Source organism: Quadrisphaera sp. GCM10027208 (assembly GCF_042658805.1).
In the GTDB taxonomy this organism is placed as follows: Bacteria; Actinomycetota; Actinomycetes; order Actinomycetales; family SCSIO-59966; genus SCSIO-59966.
On sequence record NZ_JBHSRC010000006.1, the window covers coordinates 147,179 to 164,284 of the forward strand.

The window sequence follows — 17,106 nt, forward strand, 5'->3', positions numbered from 1 at the left end:
ATCATGCAATCCCGCCACCTCGCGGGGGTAGGGGGACTGCATGTATGTCTCATGGCCGCTCGCGCCTCCTCGAGGGACGAAGCGGGGTCCTGGTCGCCGTGCCGTGTCAGCCCACGGCGGGTCGGGTGCCGCCACCACAGAATGCTGCGCTCAGCGCGGCTTGACCGGCGTGTTGCGCCGCCAACCCAGCATTCTGCGAGCCCGGCCGGTGGGCCGGGTGGGTGGCGGGATTGCGTGATCACGACGAGGGACTCTGACTGATCACCGAGGCGTTAGGATCTGAGGGCGGACGAGTCGGCTGGGCGGCCGCGTCGGTGCCCGTCGGGTGCCGCCGAGGAACGTCCGGGCTCCGCAGGGCAAGGTGGTGGGTAACGCCCACCCGGGGTGACCCGCGGGACAGTGCCACAGAAAGCAGACCGCCACGTCACCGGCCACCGGTCGGTGACGGGGTAAGGGTGAAACGGTGGTGTAAGAGACCACCAGCACCCCCGGTGACGGGGGTGGCTCGGTAAACCCCACCTGGAGCAAGGTCAGACAGGGGACGCTCGAGGGCTGCCCGCCCGAGTCCCCGGGTAGACCGCTGGAGGCGTGCGGCAACGTACGCCCGAGATGGATGGTCGCCGCCCGTCCCGGGATGACCGGGACGGGGACAGAACCCGGCGTACAGGCCGGCTCGTCCGCCCCCGCCGCGCACCAGGAGGCCCCGGTCCGGCGGGTCCCCCTACGGTGCCGGACCGGGGCCTGGCCCCCTGGCCGTCCGAGCGACGCAGCTCGGGCCAGCGCCCATCCTGACCGCGCCGGCACCGGCCCGGAAGGACCAAATGGTGTAGACGGGGTGACGCGATCGCGTGCACCGCACGTCGGTCAGTGTGCCCGGCGCGAAGCCCGGCACGAGTCCCGGCTGGAGGACCTGGCGACGAAGGGCCCCAGCGGAAAGGAGCCCGTCTGACCTCCCGCTGACCCGCCTCCGCCCCCGGGAGGCAGTACCGTCGTCCCAGGTCGGACGCTCGCTGATGGGTGAGGGGGGGTGGTCGAGGTGTCCTTCGCGCGGCTGGCGGAGGCTGTGGCCGTCCTTACGGCAGTCGTCCTCGCCGGGTCCGCGATGAGTACCGTCGCGGAGCGCGTCTCCACGACGGGAGGCCGCTCGGTCGTCGTCCCGTCCGGCCCGCTGCCCGGCTCCTCTCCCGAGCCGGCGGACGCACGGACGACGAGGTCGGAGGCGCCGGCTACGCCTCCTCTCGGCGACCCCTCCCCGGCAGCCCCCGAGCCCTGGCCCTCCACGGCCAGCGGGTCCTCCGCCGGTCCGGCCCCGGAGACCGAGATCCGCACGTCGCAGCCACTGGGAGGACCGCCGACGCCGGCCCCGTCGACGTCCGCCGCCACACCCGCGGCGACCGAGGCCTCAGGTCCGCTGCTGCCGAGCACATCAACCCGGACGCCGACGGCAACCGAGTCGACGACGGGCGGCTTCGCGTCGCCGGTCCCGACGACGCCGGTCCCGACGACGCCGGTTCCTACGACGCCGGTTCCTACGACGCCGGTTCCGACGACGTCCGACCCCACGACGCCGGTTCCGACGACGTCCGACCCGACGACGTCCGACCCGGCCACGTGGACCCCCTCGACGCCCACGCCCACGGGCTCTCCGGATCCCGCCGACTCCGCCACAACGGGTCAGCCCACGCCGTCGACCACGACGAGCTTCCCGACGGCGGAGTCCGCGACGTGGCAGCCACCGACGACGTCCCCGCCGCCGACGACCGTGCAGTCTCCGGTGCCCACGGGTTCGCCGCCAGGCCCGTCCGCGACGACGTCCCGGTGACGCGTCGGCGTCCCGGTGAGGCGTCCTCAGGCCGGGGTGCGAAGCTCCGCCGCGACGACAGCCGCCCCGATGATCCCCGCACGGTTGCGTAGCTCAGCCGGCACGATCGGCGTCCGTAGGTCGAGCAGCGGCAGGAACTTCTCGTGCTTCTTGCTGACTCCGCCGCCGACGACGATGAGGTCCGGCCACAGCAGGTCCTCGAGCACCGAGTAGAACCGCTGCAGCCGCTTCGCCCACTGCTCCCACGAGAGGTCCTCGCGCTCACGGGCGGAGTCCGCCGCCCGCGTCTCCGCGTCGTGTCCGTCGATCTCGAGGTGCCCGAGCTCGGTGTTCGGCACGAGGTGGCCGTCGACGAGCAGGGCACTGCCGATGCCGGTGCCGAGCGTCGTCACCAGGACGACGCCGTCGGTGTCGGCCGCCGCGCCGAACCGGGCCTCGGCGACGCCCGCGGCGTCGGCGTCGTTGAGCACGTGCACCGGGTGACCGGTCGCGCGGCCGAGCACCTCGGCGACGTCGGTGCCGATCCAGGTGTCGTCGACGTTCGCCGCGGTGCGGGCCACCCCGTGCTGGACCACGGCGGGGAACGTGACGCCCACCGCCAGACCGTGGTCGTCGTCCCCGCCGACCGCCGACACGACGTCCGCGACGACCTCGGCGACGGCGTCCGGGGTGCTGGGTCGGGGGGTCTCGATCCGCACCCGCTCACCGGCGAAGTCACCGGCCGTCAGGTCGACCAGTGCTCCCTTGATGCCCGAGCCGCCGATGTCCACCCCGATCGCGCGCGCCGCGTCGGTGTGTGCGCCTCTGCTCACGTCCGGACCTCCTCCACGCTGGGAGTGAGCACGCTAGTGGTGCGCGGCGCTCACGGCAGGGTGAGGATCTCGGCGCCGCTGTCGGTGACGAGCAGCGTGTGCTCGAACTGCGCCGAGGGCCGGCGGTCCCTGGTCACGACGGTCCAGCCGTCGTCCCACATCTCCCACTCGTGGGTGCCGAGGCAGAGCATCGGCTCGATGGTGAACGTCATCCCGGGCTCGATGACGTCGGCGTAGTGCGGGGCGGCGTCGTAGTGGGGGACGATCAGGCCGGAGTGGAAGGACGTGCCGATCCCGTGACCGGTGAAGTCCCGGACGACGCCGTACCCGAACCGCCGGGCGTAGGCCTCGATGACGCGGCCGATCACGTTGAGCTCACGTCCGGGCCGTACGGCACGGATGCCGCGCTCGGTCGCCTCCCTGGTCCGTTCGACGAGCAGGTGCACCTCCTCGTCCACCTCGCCGACCTCGAAGGTGGCGTTGGTGTCCCCGTGGACGCCGATGCCGTCCAGGACGACGTAGGCGGTGATGTCGATGTTGCAGATGTCGCCCTCGGACAGCACGGTCGAGTCGGGGATGCCGTGGCAGATCACCTCGTTGACGCTGGTGCACAACGACTTCGGGAAGCGGCGGTACCCCAGGGTGGAGGGGTAGGCGCCGTGGTCGAGGAGGAACTCGTGGCCGATCCGGTCGAGCTCGTCGGTGGTGACCCCGGGGGCGACGGCGCGGCCGACCTCGGCGAGCGCCTGCGCGGCGAGCCGGCCGGCGACCCGCATCCGCTCGATCACCTCGGGGCTCTTCACCTCCGGACCGGTGTAGGGCGCCGGTGCAGGCCTGTCCACGTACTCCGGGCGCGGCAGGCTCTCCGGGACGGCGCGGCGGGGGCCGACGGTGCCAGGTGTCAGCGTGCGCGCCGGGGCGGGTGTGGGCATGCAGCCAGTGTAGGTCGGCGTCATGATCGGCCCGGACGACGGACGACGGACGACGACGGACGACGAGGAGGAGCAGGTGCCCGAGTACTGGTTCAACGTCGAGACCAAGCAGGTCGAGGAGGGTCGCCAGAGCGACTGGTCCGTGCTGATGGGCCCGTACCCGACGCGGGAGGAGGCCGAGCGGGCGCTGGAGACCGCCCGGGCGCGTACCGAGCAGTGGGACGAGGAGGAGCGCCGGTGGGAGGAGTGGGGCGAGCAGGGCCCGCGCAACCCCGAGTGAGGTGCGCGTGAGGCGCGAGTGAGCCACCAGGGCCCGAGGTCCCCTTGTCCCGGTGCCGGTTCGCTGGTCTGCTAGGTGGGGACAGGGAGTCAGGCGGCGTCCGACCGCCCGACCTGCGGAGCGGGCCGGACGCCTCGTACCCGGAGGTGCCCGTGAGCAGTCCCACCCAGTCCGCCTCAGAGGAGCTCGGCAGCGACGCATCGCCTCGGACCGTGCGCGTCTCGCGCGCGGTGCCGACGCCGGTCGAGCACGTCTGGGAGGTCCTCATCACCGAGCCGGGCACCCAGGCCCTGCTCGGTCGTGGCGCGAGCCTCGGCAGCAAGGGCGAGCCCTGGCGTGCCGAGGACGGTACGCATGGCGTGGTCCGCAGCTACCACCCGCTCGAGCAGCTGCGCTTCTCGTGGCACTTCACCGAGGACGACCCGCCGAGCCTGGTGGACGTGCACCTGTCCGCCGAGGGTGAGGGCACCCGGCTGGACGTCGTCCACGAGCGGCTGCACGACGGGGACGACCCGGAGATGCTGCGCCGGCACTGGGAGGTCGCACTGGAGCGGCTCAAGGGCGTCGTCGGCTAGGCCGTCGGCTCACCGGTGCGGCCCAGGACCGCCATCGCGGCGGCCCGCCCCGGGATCCCGCTGACCCCGCCGCCGCGCCGGGCGCCAGCGCCGCAGAGCAGCACCCGCTCGTGCTCGGTCTCCACCCCCCAGCGACCGACCTCCTCGGGGCTCTCCGCCCACGGCCACGCCAGGTCGCCGTGGAAGATGTGGCCGCCGGGCAGGCCGACGTCCCGCTCGAGGTCGACCGGGCTGCGCACCTCCAGGCAGGGACGGCCCTCGGCGTCGGTGAGCAGCAGCTCCTCGACCGGCTCGGCCAGCACGCTGTCGAGGGAGGCCAGGGTGGCCCGCAGGGCCGCCTCGCGGGCGCCGTCCGGGTCCTCCCGGAACAGCCGGGCGGGCATGTGCAGCCCGAACAGGGTCAGGGTGTGCGCCCCGGCGGCTCGCAGACCCGGCCCCAGGATGCTGTCGTCCGACAGTGAGTGGCAGTAGATCTCCGCCGGGGGAGTGGTCGGGACCTGACCGCTCCCGGCCTGCTCGTAGGCCCTCTCGAGCTGGGAGGCGGACTCGTTGACGTGGAAGGTGCCGCTGAACGCCGCGGCCGGCTCGACGTCCTCGAGCGGCCTCGGCAGGCGACGCAGCAGCATGTTGACCTTGAGCTGGGCGCCCTCCGGGGCGAGTGGCGGCGGCGCGCCGTGCGGGCCGAGAAGACGCTGCAGGGTCGCTGGGGCACAACCCGCGAGCACGTAGTCGGCGTCCACCGCGTGCTCTCCGTCGGCGTCCCGCCACGTCACCTCGCCCGCGGGGTCGACGCCGATGACCTCCGCACCGGTGTGCAGCACCGCCCCGGCCGACCGGGCGGCGTCCGCCAGCGCACCGCTCACCGCGCCCATGCCGCCGACCGGCACGTCCCAGTCGCCGGTCCCGTTGCCCATGACGTGGTAGAGGAAGCAGCGGTTCTGCACGAGCGAGGAGCTGTGCGCGCTGGCGAACGTGCCGATGAGCGCGTCGGTGAGGACGACGCCGCGCACGACGTCGTGGGCGATCCGCTCCGTGACGACGTCGCCGACCGGCCGCTCGGTGAGGGCTGCCCACATCTCGTCGTCGTCCACGCGCCGGCGCATCTCCTCGGCGCTGACGAGCGGCTCGGTCACGGTCGGCCAGATGCGTCGGGCGGCCCGGCCGATCCGGCCGTAGAGCTCCTGCCAGGCGTCATGGTCAGCGGTGCCGCCGGTGACGGTCTCGAAGGACGCGCGGGTGCGCTGGACGTCGTGGGTGTCGACGAGCAGGCCCGTGCCGGTACCGCGGACGGGGGTGTAGGAGGACCAGCGGCGCCGCACCAGGCGCAGTCCCAGTCCGAGCTCGTCGACCAGCCGGCGGGGCAGCAGCGACACCAAGTAGGAGTACCGCGACAGTCGTGCGTCCAACCCGGGGAAGACAGCGGCGGAGACGGCCGCCCCGCCGACGTGGTCGAGCCGCTCGAGGACCAGCACGCTGCGTCCTGCCCGAGCCAGGTAGGCGGCCGCCGTGAGTCCGTTGTGGCCGGCGCCCACGACGACGGCGTCGTAACGGGAGCGGGCCCTTGTGCTGCGGTCCATCGCCGCAGGCTAGTGCCGGGGCGGTGCCGGGCCCGACACCTTCTCCAGCAGCGCCTCGAGGCGGGTGCGCCAGCCGCGACGCACGGTCGGGGCGTCACCGGCCGCCGCGGACAGCAGGTGCTGGGCGACGTCGAACACCGGTGGCACGTCGGCGGTCAGCCCCGCCGCCAGCAGCGGGCTCGACGCCGCCGGGACGACCATCCGCTCGGCCGCCAGGGCACCGAGCTCGTCGTCCCCGCGGTCCAGACAGACGAGCAGGGCCCCGCGCCGGCGCGCGTCGTCCGCGCGTTCCAGCAGGGGTACCGGTGCCTCGTCCGGGGCGACGACGAGGAGCCTCTCCCCGCGCCGGACCGCCTCGAGCCGGCTCAGGTCCACCGCCAGGTGGGCCGGGGCCCCGGCGGGTACCCGCCAGCGGACCAGGGTCGGGCTGAGGTCGGGCAGAGCGGCGTAGCGGGCTTCCTCGTCGAGGTGCGCGGTCAGGTGCCACGGCTCGTGCTCGGGGGTGCCGACGAGCAGCAGCCCCCCTGCCGCGGGCGATGGCCGGCGCAGCGCCGCGCCGAGCCGGCGGGCGTCCTCGACCAGGGGAGTGCCGGCCAGCAGCTCGGCGAGCAGGTCGGTGCGGGAGCGGTCCACGGCGGGGTGCGTCCTCGACCGTCAGCGGCTCAGCCGCGGCAGCACCTCGCGGCCGAAGACCTCGAGCCACTCCCGCTGGTTGCGTCCGACGTTGTGCAGGTAGATCCGGTCGAAGCCGAGGTCGACGTACCGCTGGATGTGGGCCCGGTGCACGTCGGGGTCGGAGGAGATCACCATCCGGCCCTCGAAGTCCTCCGGCCGGACCAGTCGGGCCATCTGGGCGAAGTCGTGCGGGGAGCGGATGTCGGCCTTGGGGAACTTCATGCCCCCGTTGGGCCACTCGGTCAACGCGTTCTGCAGGGCCTCCTCGTCGGTGGCGGCCCACGACAGGTGCAGCTGCAGGACGCGCGGCATCGTGTCGGGGTCCTTGCCGGCCTCGCGGGCGCCCTCGGCGAACCGGTCGAACAGCCCGCCGATCTTCTCCAGCGGCGCGCCGACGGTGATCAGGCCGTCGGCGTGCCGGCCGGCACGCTTGGCCGTCACCGGCCCCGCCGTCGCGACGAGGATCGGCGGCGCGGTCTCGGGCATCGTCCACAGTCGCGTCGACTCGAGGGTGAAGAACTCCCCGCGGTGCTTGACGTCCTTGCCCTTGAGGGAGCCGTCGAACAGCTTGCGGATGACCTCGATCGCCTCGAACATCCGGTTGATGCGCTCCGGCGCCTCCGGCCAGTACCCGCCTGTGACGTGCTCGTTGAGCGCCTCACCGGAGCCGAGCCCCAACCAGTGCCGCCCCGGGTACATCGCTTCGAGGGTGGCGGAGGCCTGGGCGACCACCGCCGGGTGAAACCGGAACGACGGGCAGGTGACTCCCGGTCCGAGGTCGCCGGTGGTGCGCTCGCCGACGGCTGTCAGCACGTTCCAGACGAACGCCGCCTGCCCCTGCTGCGGGACCCACGGCTGGAAGTGGTCCGCGGCCATGCAGCCGGAGAACCCGTGCTGCTCGGCCAGCGCCGTGTAGTCGACCGCCTCGCGGGGGCCGAACTGCTCGAGCATGGCGGCGTACCCGACGGTCAGGCTCATGGCTCGACGCTAGTACGTGACAGCATCTCAGCGTGCGCGTGGTCTCCCTGGTGCCGTCGCTCACCGAGTCCGTCGCCGTCAGCGCCCCCGGGCTGCTGGTGGGGGCCACGGACTGGTGCACCCATCCGCCGGACCTGGACGTCGTCCGGGTCCGGGGAACCAAGAACCCTGACGTGTCGGCGATCGTCGCGCTCGAGCCCGACCTGGTGCTCGCCAACGCCGAGGAGAACCGGCCGGCGGACCTGGACGCGCTGCGGGACGAGGGCCTGACCGTGCACGTCACCGACATCCGGACGGTGGACGGCGCGCTGGAGTCGCTGGCCGAGGTGCTCGTGCGGTGCGGCGCCGGGCGACCGGCGTGGCTGGACGCCGCGGCCCGGGCCTGGCAGGACGTCGAGCCCGTCGCGCCCCGCCGACTGCGTGCCGTCGTCCCGGTCTGGCGCCGGCCGTGGATGGCCCTGGGGCGGGACACGTTCGCCGGTGACGTGCTGGCCCGGCTGGGCGTGGACAACGTGCTCGCCTCGTCGCCGGAGCGCTACCCGAGGTTCTCCCCGGACGCCGTGGGGCCGGTCGACCTCGTCGTCCTGCCCGACGAGCCGTACCCCTTCGGTCCGGACGACGGTCCGGAGGTGTTCTCCGGCCTGCCGGTCGCGTTCGTCGACGGCCGAATGCTCACCTGGTACGGACCGTCGATGGTCCAGGCGCCGGGGGTGCTGACCGCTCAGCTGCGTGCCGCCCTTGCCTGACGCGGGTGGTCGACGTCAGGGCTGGTTCTCCCGCCATCGGCTGGTCACCGGCAGGCGGCGGTCCCGTCCGAACGCGATCCGGCTGATCTTGGGACCGGGGGCGAACTGGCGCCGCTTCCACTCGGCGCGGTCCACGAGCGTGACCACCGCGTCCACCGTGTCGGCGTCGAAGCCGGCCTCGATCAGCTCACCGCGGCTGCGCGCCTCGGTGACGTACAGCTCCAGCATCGCGTCCAGGACGTCGTACGGCGGCAGGGAGTCCGAGTCCTGCTGACCGGGGCGCAGCTCGGCCGACGGGGCCTTCCTGATGGACGACTCCGGGATCGGCGGGGTCTCACCGCGCTGTTCGGCGCGGGCGTTGCGCCAGCGCGCCAGCTGCCAGACCAGCGTCTTCGGTACGTCCTTGAGCGGGGCGAACCCGCCGACGGTGTCGCCGTACATGGTCGAGTAGCCGACGGACAGCTCGCTCTTGTTACCGGTGGCCAGCACGAGGTGGCCTTCGACGTTCGACAGGCCCATGAGGACGACGCCGCGCACCCGGGCCTGGAGGTTCTCCTCCGCGACCCCCGGCAGCTTCATGCTCGCCAGGAAGCCCTCGACCATCGGGGCGATCGGCACGACGCGGTAGTCCAGCCCGGTGCGGCTGGCCAGGTCGTCCGCGTCGTCCCGGGAGTGCTGGGAGGAGTACGAGCTGGGCAGCGAGACGCCGACGACGTTCTCGGCTCCGAGCGCGTCGACGGCGACCGCGGCCACCAGCGCCGAGTCGATGCCGCCGGACAGGCCCAGAGCCACGGAGCGGAAGCCGTTCTTGCGCACGTAGTCCCGCAGCCCCGTCACGAGGGCCTCGTACACCTCGCCGACGTCGTCGAGGCGCTCGGCGCACGGGTTCTGCTGCGGCTGGTACGGCTCGGCCGGCTCGGTGCTGATCTCGACCAGCCTCACCCCGGGCGGCGGCGTCTGCGGGTCGACGGTCGAGTAGCGCAGGTCGAGGTCGGCGACGAGCAGGTCCTCGGCGAACTGCGGTCCGCGGGCGATGAGCTCGCCGGCGGGGTCGACGACGAGGGAGTCGCCGTCGAAGACCAGGTCGTCCTGGCCGCCGACCATGTTGACGTAGGCGAGCGTGCACCCGGCCTGGGCCGCGTGCCGCCGGACGAGCTCCAGCCGGACGTCGTCCTTGTCCCGCTCGTAGGGGGAGCCGTTGATCACCAGGAGCAGCTCGGCGCCGGCGTCCCTGGTCATGGCGACGGGGCCGCCCTGCTGCCAGATGTCCTCGCAGATGGCGATGGCGACGTCCACGCCGCGTACCCGCACGACGGTGAGCTCGTGGCCGGGCGTGAAGATGCGGAACTCGTCGAAGACGCCGTAGTTCGGCAGGTGGTGCTTGGCGTAGCGGGCCACGACCTGGCCTCCGTGCAGCACCGCGGCGCAGTTCTGCGGCTTGCCGGCCTGGGCGTCCGGCGCGTCGACCGCGCGGTCGAGGTAGCCGACGACGACGGGCAGGTCGCCGTGGCCGTCGGCGACCAGGTCGGCGGCCAACCGGTTCAGCGTGTGCCGGGACGCCTCGACGAACGACGTGCGCAGCGCCAGGTCCTCGACCGGGTAGCCGGTGAGCACCATCTCCGGGAACGCCACGAGGTGCGCGCCGGCGGCAGCGGCCTGGCCGACCCAGTCCCGGACCAGGGCGGCGTTGCCGGCCAGGTCGCCGACGCACGGGTTCACCTGGCCGAGGGCGATGCGTAGCTGCGGCATGACGCGAGAGTAGTGAGGCCCCCGCGGCCTCGCCCGATCTCTGGAGGCCTTCCGGGGTCTCGACCGGCCACGAGACCCCGGAAGGCCTCCAGAGATCGCCGACGAGGAGGGGGTGGTGGTAACCGGGGGGAAACACGGGCGTAGCAGGATGCGGTCATGGACAGGCAGCAGGAGTTCGTGCTCCGGTCGATCGAGGAACGGGACATCCGGTTCGTCCGGCTGTGGTTCACCGACGTCCTGGGCTTCCTCAAGTCGGTGGCGGTGGCGCCGGCCGAGCTCGAGGGCGCGTTCGCCGAGGGCATCGGCTTCGACGGCAGCGCCATCGAGGGCCTCGCCCGGGTGCACGAGGCGGACATGCTCGTCCGCCCCGACCCGTCGACGTACCAGGTGCTGCCGTGGCGGGTGTCGGACGACGGTCAGCACGGCACGGCCCGGATGTTCTGCGACGTGCTCACCCCGGACGGCGAGCCGGCCCACGCCGACCCGCGGTTCGTGCTGCGGCGCACCCTGGAGAAGGCCGCCGGGATGGGGTTCACCTTCTACACCCACCCCGAGGTCGAGTTCTACCTGTTCAAGGGGGACCCGGTGCCCGGGACGGAGCCGGTGCCGGTGGACTCCGGCGGCTACTTCGACCACGTGCCGCGGGGCACCGCCCACGACTTCCGCCGGGCGGCGATCACGATGCTGGAGGCGATGGGCATCTCCGTGGAGTTCAGCCACCACGAGGGCGGACCGGGGCAGAACGAGATCGACCTGCGCTACGCCGACGCCCTGTCCACCGCCGACAACATCATGACCTTCCGCACGGTGATCAAGGAGGTGGCGCTGCAGGAGGGCGTGCTCGCGTCCTTCATGCCGAAGCCCCTCGTCGAGCACCCCGGCAGCGGCATGCACACCCACCTGTCCCTGTTCGAGGGGGACACGAACGCCTTCTACGAGGCCGGAGCCCGCTACCAGCTGAGCCGTACCGGTCGGCAGTTCATCGCCGGCCTGCTCCGGCACGCACCCGAGATCACCGCGGTGACGAACCAGTTCGTCAACTCCTACAAGCGATTGTGGGGCGGCGGGGAGGCGCCGTCCTACGTCTGCTGGGGGCACAACAACCGCTCCGCGCTCATCCGGGTGCCGATGTACAAGCCCGGCAAGGCGAACTCCGTGCGGGTGGAGTACCGGGCGCTCGACGCGGCGGCGAACCCCTACCTCGCCTACGCCGTCCTGCTCGCCGCCGGGCTGCGCGGCATCGAGCAGGGGTACGACCTGCCCGAGGGCGCCGAGGACGACGTGTGGGCGCTGACCGACGCCGAGCGCCGTGCCCTGGGCATCGCGCCGCTGCCGGCCAGCCTCGACCACGCCATCGCGATCATGGAGGAGTCCGAGCTCGTCGCCGAGACGCTCGGTGAAGGCGTCTTCGACTTCTTCCTGCGCAACAAGCGCCAGGAGTGGGCCGACTACCGCCACCAGGTGACGCCGTACGAGCTGCGGCGCTACCTGCCGGTGCTGTGAGCAGCCGGCGCGTCCTCGTCGTCCAGCACGAGGACCGGGTGCCGCTCGGCCGGCTTGACCTCCACGGGGTGGACGTCGACGTCGTCCGGCCCGACCGCGGCGACCCGCTGCCGGACCGGCTCACCGACCACGACGGCCTGGTCGTGCTCGGGGGTCGGGTGGCCGCGTGGGAGGACGACGTGGCGCCGTGGCTGCCCGCCACCCGGGACCTGCTGGCCCGCGCGGTGGCGGACGACGTCCCGGTCCTCGGCGTGTGCCTCGGCGCCCAGCTGCTCGCCCTGGCCACCGGCGGGTCCGTCCGCCGCGGGGCGGCCGGGTCGGAGACCGGGGTCGTGGAGGTCACCGCTACCCCGGACGCCGCGGACGACGCGCTGGTCGGCGGTCTCGGCCCCAGCTGGCTGGCGGCGCAGTCCCACCGGGACGCCGTCACCGCGCTGCCGGGCGGCGCGGTGCTGCTCGCCGGCTCGGCGGCCTACCCGCACCAGGCGTTCCGGCTCGGTAGGGCGGCCTGGGGCGTGCAGTACCACCCTGAGGTCACGCTGGAGGTCCTCGCCGACTGGCTGAGGGACCAGCAGGACGTCCTCGCCCTGCGCGGCAGGACGGTCCACGAGGTCCTCGCCGAGGCGGAGGCGGCCGACGAGCGGCTGGCGGCCCTCGCCGCCGCCCACGGCCAGGCCTTCGCCCGGGTCGTGGCCGAACGAGCCGCAGCCTGACCCCTGGTTACGGTGGCCGGGTGAGCGCAGCCACCGGACGCCCGCGCAGCCGGACCGGACGGCTGGCCCGGCTCGGCTTCACCGACGCCGAGCGGGCTGGGCGGCTGCTCGCTGACCCGGTCCTGCGACCGCTCCTGGACCCCAGCAGCGGCGAGGCCGACGAGGAGCTGCTCACCGCGCTGGGCGCGACCGCGGACCCCGAGCTGGCCCTGCTCGGCCTCCTGCGCCTGCTCGAGGCCTGCGGGCAGGACCGCGACCTGGCCCGGGTGCTGCGCGACGGCGGGGCCGTCCGCGACCGGCTGCTCGCGGTGCTGGGGGCTTCCGCCGCTCTGGCCGACCACCTGAGCCGGCACCCGGAGCACTGGCGCGTGCTCGAGGACGACACCGCCACACCCGCAGACCCGCGGACTGACCTGCTCCTCGCCGTCGGCGCCGACCCGCAGGCCGCCGAGCCGGTGGCGGCGGCGGCCGGACAGCCCGGCTACGACCTGATGCGGACGGCCTACCGGCGCCGGCTGCTCGCCCTGGCCGGACGCGACCTCACCGCCGCCGACCCGGTGGCCGTCGTGGACGACGTCGCCGCCGCCCTGGCCGACCTCGCCGCCGCGGCCCTGGAGGCGGGTCTGGCCCTCGCCCGCGCCGAGCTGGGTGAGGACGCCCGCGACGCCCGGCTCGCCGTCGTGGCGATGGGCAAGACCGGCGGACGGGAGCTCAACTACGTCAGCGACGTCGACGTGGTCTACGTCGCCGAGCCGGCCGACGGTGTCGAGGAGGAGCGTGCCCTGGAGGTCGCCGCCCGGCTGGCCACCGGGATGGCGCGAGCCTGCTCCGGCCCCACCGGAGAGGGGGCACTGTGGCCGGTGGACGCCGCACTGCGTCCGGAGGGCCGCAACGGCCCGCTGGTCCGGACGCTAGCCAGTCACGTCGCCTACTACGAGCGCTGGGCCCGGACGTGGGAGTTCCAGGCGCTGCTCAAGGCCCGGCCGGTGGCCGGGGACGCCGACCTCGGTCGCGCCTACGTCGAGGCGATCACGCCGATGGTGTGGCGGGCCGCCGAACGGGACGGGTTCGTCGCCGACGTCCAGGCCATGCGCCGGCGGGTGGAGGAGCACGTCCCGTCCCAGCAGGCCGACCGCCAGCTCAAGCTCGGTGCGGGCGGGCTGCGCGACGTCGAGTTCACCGTCCAGCTGCTCCAGCTGGTGCACGGGCGCACCGACGACCGGCTGCGCAGCGGGAACACGCTCGAGGCGCTGGAGGCGCTGTCCCGCACCGGCTACGTCGGTCGGGACGACGCCGCGGACCTGGACCTGGCCTACCGCTGGCTGCGGGTGCTCGAGCACCGGCTGCAGCTGCACCGGCTGCGCCGGACGCACCTGCTGCCGACCGGGCGGGAGGAGCTGCGCCGCCTCGCCCGGGCCTGTGGTCTGCGGGACGCCGACACCCTGGAGCGGCAGTGGCAGCAGACGCGTCGAGAGGTACGCCGGCTGCACGAGCGGCTGTTCTACCGTCCGCTGCTGGCGGCCGCGGCCCGGCTGTCGACCGACGAGGTACGGCTCACCCCGGAGGCGGCCCGCTCCCGGCTGCAGGCTCTGGGCTACGTCGACCCGGCCGGCGCGCTGCACCACCTCACGGCGTTGACCGAGGGTGTCAGCCGCCGGGCCGCCATCCAGCGTCAGCTGCTGCCCGTGCTGCTCGGCTGGTTCGCCGACGGAGCCGACCCGGACGCCGGACTGCTCGCCTTCCGCCGGGTCAGCGACGAGCTCGGCACGACGCACTGGTACCTCAAGATGCTCCGCGACTCCGGTGCCGCGGCCGAGCGGCTGGCGCACGTCCTGTCGGGCAGCCGGCTCGTCGCCGAGCTGCTCGAGAAGGAGGCCGAGGCGACCCGATGGCTCGGCTCGGACGAGTCGCTGCGTCCGCCAGGGCGGGAGGCCCTGCTCACCGAGGCCCGCACCGCCGCCGACCGCCAGCAGGACCCGGGCGCAGCGGTCGCCGTCGCCCGCGGCATCCGGACCCGGGAGGTGCTCCGGACGGCGATCGCCGACGTCGTCGGCCTGCTGGACGACGACGCCGTGGCCGAAGCGCTCACCGACGCCACCGTCGTCGCGCTCGACGTCGGGCTGCGGGCCGCCGTCCGCGTCGTGGAGGAACGCACCGCTGGGCCGTTGCCGACCTCGGTGAGCGTCGTCGGGATGGGTCGGCTCGGCGGCGGTGAGCTCGGGTACGGCAGCGACGCCGACGTCGTCGTCGTGCACCGGCCGCTGCCCGGTGCGCCGGAGGCGCTGGCTCAGGAGGCGGCGGTCGCGACGGTGACCGAGCTGCAGCGGCTGCTGACCGCCGCCGGGCCGGACCTGCCGGTCGGGATCGACACCGGCCTGCGGCCGGAGGGCCGTAACGGACCGGTCGCCCGGACACTGGACTCCTACGCCGAGTACTACCGGCGGTGGGCCCAGCCGTGGGAGCGGCAGGCTCTGCTGCGCGCCGTGCCGGTGGCCGGGGACGAGGCGCTGGCCGGGGCGTTCACGGAGCTCGTCGACCCGCTGCGCTACCCCGTCGGCGGCCTGGACGCCGCAGCGGTCCGGGAGATCCGCCGGGTCAAGGCCAGGGTGGAGCGGGAGCGGATCCCCCGTGGGCGGGACCCGCGCCGGCACCTGAAGCTCGGCCCCGGTGGTCTGGCGGACGTCGAGTGGGTGGCCCAGCTGCTCCAGCTCCGGCACGCCGCCGCCGTGCCTGCCCTGCGGACGCCGTCGACGACCGCTGCCCTCGCCGCCGCCTCGGCCGCGGCCCTGCTCGACCCGGACGACGCCGCGGTGCTCACGGAGGCCTGGCGGTCGGCGTCCCGGATCCGCAACGCCGCCGCCCTGTGGCGAGGGCGGCCGACCGACGTGCTCCCGGAGTCGCGGCGCGACCTCGAGGGGGTCGCCCGACTGCTCGGCTACCCCCCCGGCGCGGCGGCCGACCTCGAGGAGGACCACCTGCGCCGGGCCCGACGGGCGCGGGCGGTGATGGAGCGGGTCTTCTACGGCTGACTGCCCCGGCCACGGCTGACTGCCCCGGCTCGTCGGGCACCGGGCCCTCGGTCCATCGAGGTCGGGACTTCCGGCAGGTACCCCCGGCGGTATCACGGCCTACGTTCGGTAGCCAAGGAGGTCGTGATGAAGCGTCTGGTCGTCCTGGGGGCCGGTACCGCCGGCACCATGGTCGTGAACAAGCTCCGCAAGCGGCTCGACGAGCAGTGGAGCATCACCGTCGTCGAGCAGAGCGAGGTGCACTACTACCAGCCGGGCTACCTGTTCCTGCCGTTCGGCACCTACGAGCCCGAGCAGGTGCTCAAGCCCACCCGCAAGTTCATCCCCAAGGGCGTCGACTTCGTCCACGGTGAGATCGACCGCGTGCTGCCGGAGGAGAACGTCGTCGTCCTGGCCGACGGCCGCCGGCTGCCGTACGACTACCTCGTCATCGCCACCGGCACGGCGCCGCGCCCGGACCAGACCCCCGGCATGCTCGACGGCGGGCAGTGGCACCGCAGCGTGCACGACTTCTACAGCTTCGACGGTGCGATGGCCCTGCGCGAAGCGCTGCGGGACTTCACCAGCGGCCGGCTCGTCGTCCACGTCACCGAGATGCCGATCAAGTGCCCGGTGGCGCCACTGGAGTTCGTCTTCCTGGCCGAGGCGTACCTGCGCGAGCGGGGGATCCGCGACCAGGTGGAGCTCGTCTACGCCACCCCGCTGCCCGGCGCGTTCACCAAGCCGGTCGCCAGCGAGGCCCTGGGTCACCTCCTGGAGGACAAGAAGATCCTGCTCGAGAGCGACTTCATGATCGAGAGCGTCGACGCCGAGAACAAGACCATCGTGTCCTTCGACGAGCGCGAGGTCCCGTTCGACCTGCTCGTCACCGTGCCGCTCAACATGGGCGCCGACTACATCGCCCGCTCCGGTATGGGCGACGAGTTCAACTACGTCCCCGTCGACAAGCACACCCTGCTGTCGACCGATCACGACAACGTGTTCGCCATCGGTGACGCGTCGAACATCCCCGCCTCCAAGGCGGGTGCGGTGGCGCACTTCGCCGTCGAGGTGTTCGAGGAGAACTTCCTCCAGCACATCGCCGGCCGGCCGATGACGCACCGCTTCGACGGGCACGCCAACTGCTTCATCGAGTCCGGAGACGGCAAGGCGCTGCTCATCGACTTCAACTACGACACCGAGCCGCTGCGCGGGACGTTCCCGCTGCCGAAGGTGGGTCCGATGCGCCTGCTCGAGGAGAGCCGGATCAACCACATGGGCAAGCTCGCCTTCCGGCACATGTACTGGAACCTGCTGCTGCCCGGTCACCGCATGCCGGTACCCACCCTCATGTCCATGTCAGGCAAGATCATCGAGAGTCAGGAGTCCTGAACCATGCCTGTCACCACGATTGCCGGCCACGAGGTCCACGTCGACGAGGAGGGTTTCCTCACCTCCCCGCAGGAGTGGACGCCTGAGCTCGCCCGCACCCTCGCCGAGAACATCGGCATCGAGCTCACCGACGAGCACATGAAGGTCATCGAGTTCCTTCGGGCCGACTACGAGCAGACGGGGGAGACCGCGACCATCCGCCGGGTGCAGACCGTCGGCGGGTTCCCCACCAAGCAGCTGTTCCAGCTGTTCCCGAAGAAGCCGGCGAAGAAGATGTCCTACATCGCCGGGCTGCCCAAGCCGCACGGCTGCGTCTGAGCCGTCACCACCACCTCGAGAGGACT

At 73.3% G+C, this 17,106-nt stretch carries 14 protein-coding genes and 1 other RNA gene; 9 read left to right on the forward strand and 6 right to left on the reverse strand.

The annotated features are described in order from the left end of the window. Nucleotides 1-290 precede the first annotated feature (290 nt). An RNA gene (gene rnpB, locus ACFP6A_RS11350) (RNase P RNA component class A) lies at nucleotides 291-680 on the forward strand. 1,168 nt (nucleotides 681-1,848) lie between these two features. Here the strand turns inward: rnpB and ppgK are convergent. Continuing rightward, a complete protein-coding gene (ppgK, locus tag ACFP6A_RS11355) occupies nucleotides 1,849-2,634 on the reverse strand; it encodes a polyphosphate--glucose phosphotransferase (RefSeq protein ID WP_379603630.1) in 786 nt (261 codons plus the stop codon). 50 nt (nucleotides 2,635-2,684) lie between these two features. After that, the gene (gene map / locus ACFP6A_RS11360; protein ID WP_379603631.1) at nucleotides 2,685-3,566 is read right to left on the reverse strand and encodes a type I methionyl aminopeptidase; all 882 of its coding nucleotides are present in this window, start codon (nucleotides 3,564-3,566) and stop codon (nucleotides 2,685-2,687) included. 22 nt (nucleotides 3,567-3,588) lie between these two features. Between map and ACFP6A_RS11365 the strand changes: the two genes are divergently transcribed. Next, nucleotides 3,589-3,846, forward strand: coding sequence for an SPOR domain-containing protein (locus ACFP6A_RS11365; RefSeq protein WP_379603632.1), 258 nt, complete (start codon nucleotides 3,589-3,591; stop codon nucleotides 3,844-3,846). A gap of 212 nt (nucleotides 3,847-4,058) precedes the next feature. Beyond that, the gene (locus ACFP6A_RS11370) at nucleotides 4,059-4,421 is read left to right on the forward strand and encodes an SRPBCC domain-containing protein (protein ID WP_379603633.1); all 363 of its coding nucleotides are present in this window, start codon (nucleotides 4,059-4,061) and stop codon (nucleotides 4,419-4,421) included. Here ACFP6A_RS11370 and ACFP6A_RS11375 read toward each other — a convergent pair. From ACFP6A_RS11375 to ACFP6A_RS11385, 3 genes are read right to left on the reverse strand one after another with little or no spacing between them, the layout of a single operon-like run. Then, entirely contained in the window at nucleotides 4,418-5,998 is a 1,581-nt protein-coding gene (locus ACFP6A_RS11375; protein WP_379603634.1) for a phytoene desaturase family protein, read from the reverse strand. The two genes, ACFP6A_RS11370 and ACFP6A_RS11375, sit on opposite strands and share 4 nt — an antisense overlap. Nucleotides 5,999-6,007: 9 nt before the next feature. Then, nucleotides 6,008-6,631 carry a hypothetical protein gene (locus tag ACFP6A_RS11380; RefSeq protein ID WP_379603635.1) on the reverse strand — a complete coding sequence of 208 codons (624 nt, stop codon included), beginning with the start codon at nucleotides 6,629-6,631 and terminating at the stop codon, nucleotides 6,008-6,010. A gap of 21 nt (nucleotides 6,632-6,652) precedes the next feature. Beyond that, the gene (locus tag ACFP6A_RS11385; protein WP_379603636.1) at nucleotides 6,653-7,651 is read right to left on the reverse strand and encodes a TIGR03557 family F420-dependent LLM class oxidoreductase; all 999 of its coding nucleotides are present in this window, start codon (nucleotides 7,649-7,651) and stop codon (nucleotides 6,653-6,655) included. A gap of 32 nt (nucleotides 7,652-7,683) precedes the next feature. On the opposite strand from ACFP6A_RS11385, the gene ACFP6A_RS11390 reads away from it, so the two are divergent. Then, nucleotides 7,684-8,397, forward strand: coding sequence for a helical backbone metal receptor (locus ACFP6A_RS11390; RefSeq protein ID WP_379603637.1), 714 nt, complete (start codon nucleotides 7,684-7,686; stop codon nucleotides 8,395-8,397). 15 nt (nucleotides 8,398-8,412) lie between these two features. On the opposite strand, the gene ACFP6A_RS11395 is transcribed toward ACFP6A_RS11390, so the two are convergent. Beyond that, the gene (locus ACFP6A_RS11395) at nucleotides 8,413-10,146 is read right to left on the reverse strand and encodes an NAD+ synthase (protein WP_379603638.1); all 1,734 of its coding nucleotides are present in this window, start codon (nucleotides 10,144-10,146) and stop codon (nucleotides 8,413-8,415) included. 156 nt (nucleotides 10,147-10,302) lie between these two features. Between ACFP6A_RS11395 and glnA the strand changes: the two genes are divergently transcribed. The 5 genes from glnA (at nucleotide 10,303) to ACFP6A_RS11420 (ending at nucleotide 17,080) form a co-directional block, all read left to right on the forward strand. Beyond that, nucleotides 10,303-11,649 carry a type I glutamate--ammonia ligase gene (gene glnA / locus ACFP6A_RS11400; RefSeq protein ID WP_379603639.1) on the forward strand — a complete coding sequence of 449 codons (1,347 nt, stop codon included), beginning with the start codon at nucleotides 10,303-10,305 and terminating at the stop codon, nucleotides 11,647-11,649. Next, complete coding sequence (locus ACFP6A_RS11405) at nucleotides 11,646-12,362, forward strand: type 1 glutamine amidotransferase (RefSeq protein WP_379603640.1); 717 nt, start codon at nucleotides 11,646-11,648, stop codon at nucleotides 12,360-12,362. Before glnA ends, ACFP6A_RS11405 begins: the two co-directional genes overlap by 4 nt. A 20-nt stretch (nucleotides 12,363-12,382) precedes the next feature. Continuing rightward, nucleotides 12,383-15,391: a bifunctional [glutamine synthetase] adenylyltransferase/[glutamine synthetase]-adenylyl-L-tyrosine phosphorylase gene (locus ACFP6A_RS11410; RefSeq protein ID WP_379603641.1), complete on the forward strand. Its 3,009-nt coding sequence runs from the start codon at nucleotides 12,383-12,385 to the stop codon at nucleotides 15,389-15,391. Between the two features lie 126 nt (nucleotides 15,392-15,517). Next, the gene (locus tag ACFP6A_RS11415; RefSeq protein ID WP_379603642.1) at nucleotides 15,518-16,762 is read left to right on the forward strand and encodes an NAD(P)/FAD-dependent oxidoreductase; all 1,245 of its coding nucleotides are present in this window, start codon (nucleotides 15,518-15,520) and stop codon (nucleotides 16,760-16,762) included. Nucleotides 16,763-16,765: 3 nt separating this feature from the next. Continuing rightward, on the forward strand, nucleotides 16,766-17,080 hold the full coding sequence (locus tag ACFP6A_RS11420) for a TusE/DsrC/DsvC family sulfur relay protein (protein WP_379603643.1): 315 nt from the start codon (nucleotides 16,766-16,768) through the stop codon (nucleotides 17,078-17,080). The last annotated feature ends 26 nt before the right edge of the window (nucleotides 17,081-17,106 follow it).

Excerpts from the sequence above, each read along its gene's own strand:
- map (WP_379603631.1), bottom strand. The coding sequence starts at position 3,566 with ATGCCCACACCCGCCCCGGCGCGCACGCTGACACCTGGCACCGTCGGC.
- ACFP6A_RS11365 (WP_379603632.1), top strand. The coding sequence starts at position 3,589 with ATGATCGGCCCGGACGACGGACGACGGACGACGACGGACGACGAGGAG.
- ACFP6A_RS11375 (WP_379603634.1), bottom strand. The coding sequence starts at position 5,998 with ATGGACCGCAGCACAAGGGCCCGCTCCCGTTACGACGCCGTCGTCGTG.
- ACFP6A_RS11385 (WP_379603636.1), bottom strand. The coding sequence starts at position 7,651 with ATGAGCCTGACCGTCGGGTACGCCGCCATGCTCGAGCAGTTCGGCCCC.
- ACFP6A_RS11395 (WP_379603638.1), bottom strand. The coding sequence starts at position 10,146 with ATGCCGCAGCTACGCATCGCCCTCGGCCAGGTGAACCCGTGCGTCGGC.
- glnA (WP_379603639.1), top strand. The coding sequence starts at position 10,303 with ATGGACAGGCAGCAGGAGTTCGTGCTCCGGTCGATCGAGGAACGGGAC.
- ACFP6A_RS11415 (WP_379603642.1), top strand. The coding sequence starts at position 15,518 with ATGAAGCGTCTGGTCGTCCTGGGGGCCGGTACCGCCGGCACCATGGTC.
- ACFP6A_RS11420 (WP_379603643.1), top strand. The coding sequence starts at position 16,766 with ATGCCTGTCACCACGATTGCCGGCCACGAGGTCCACGTCGACGAGGAG.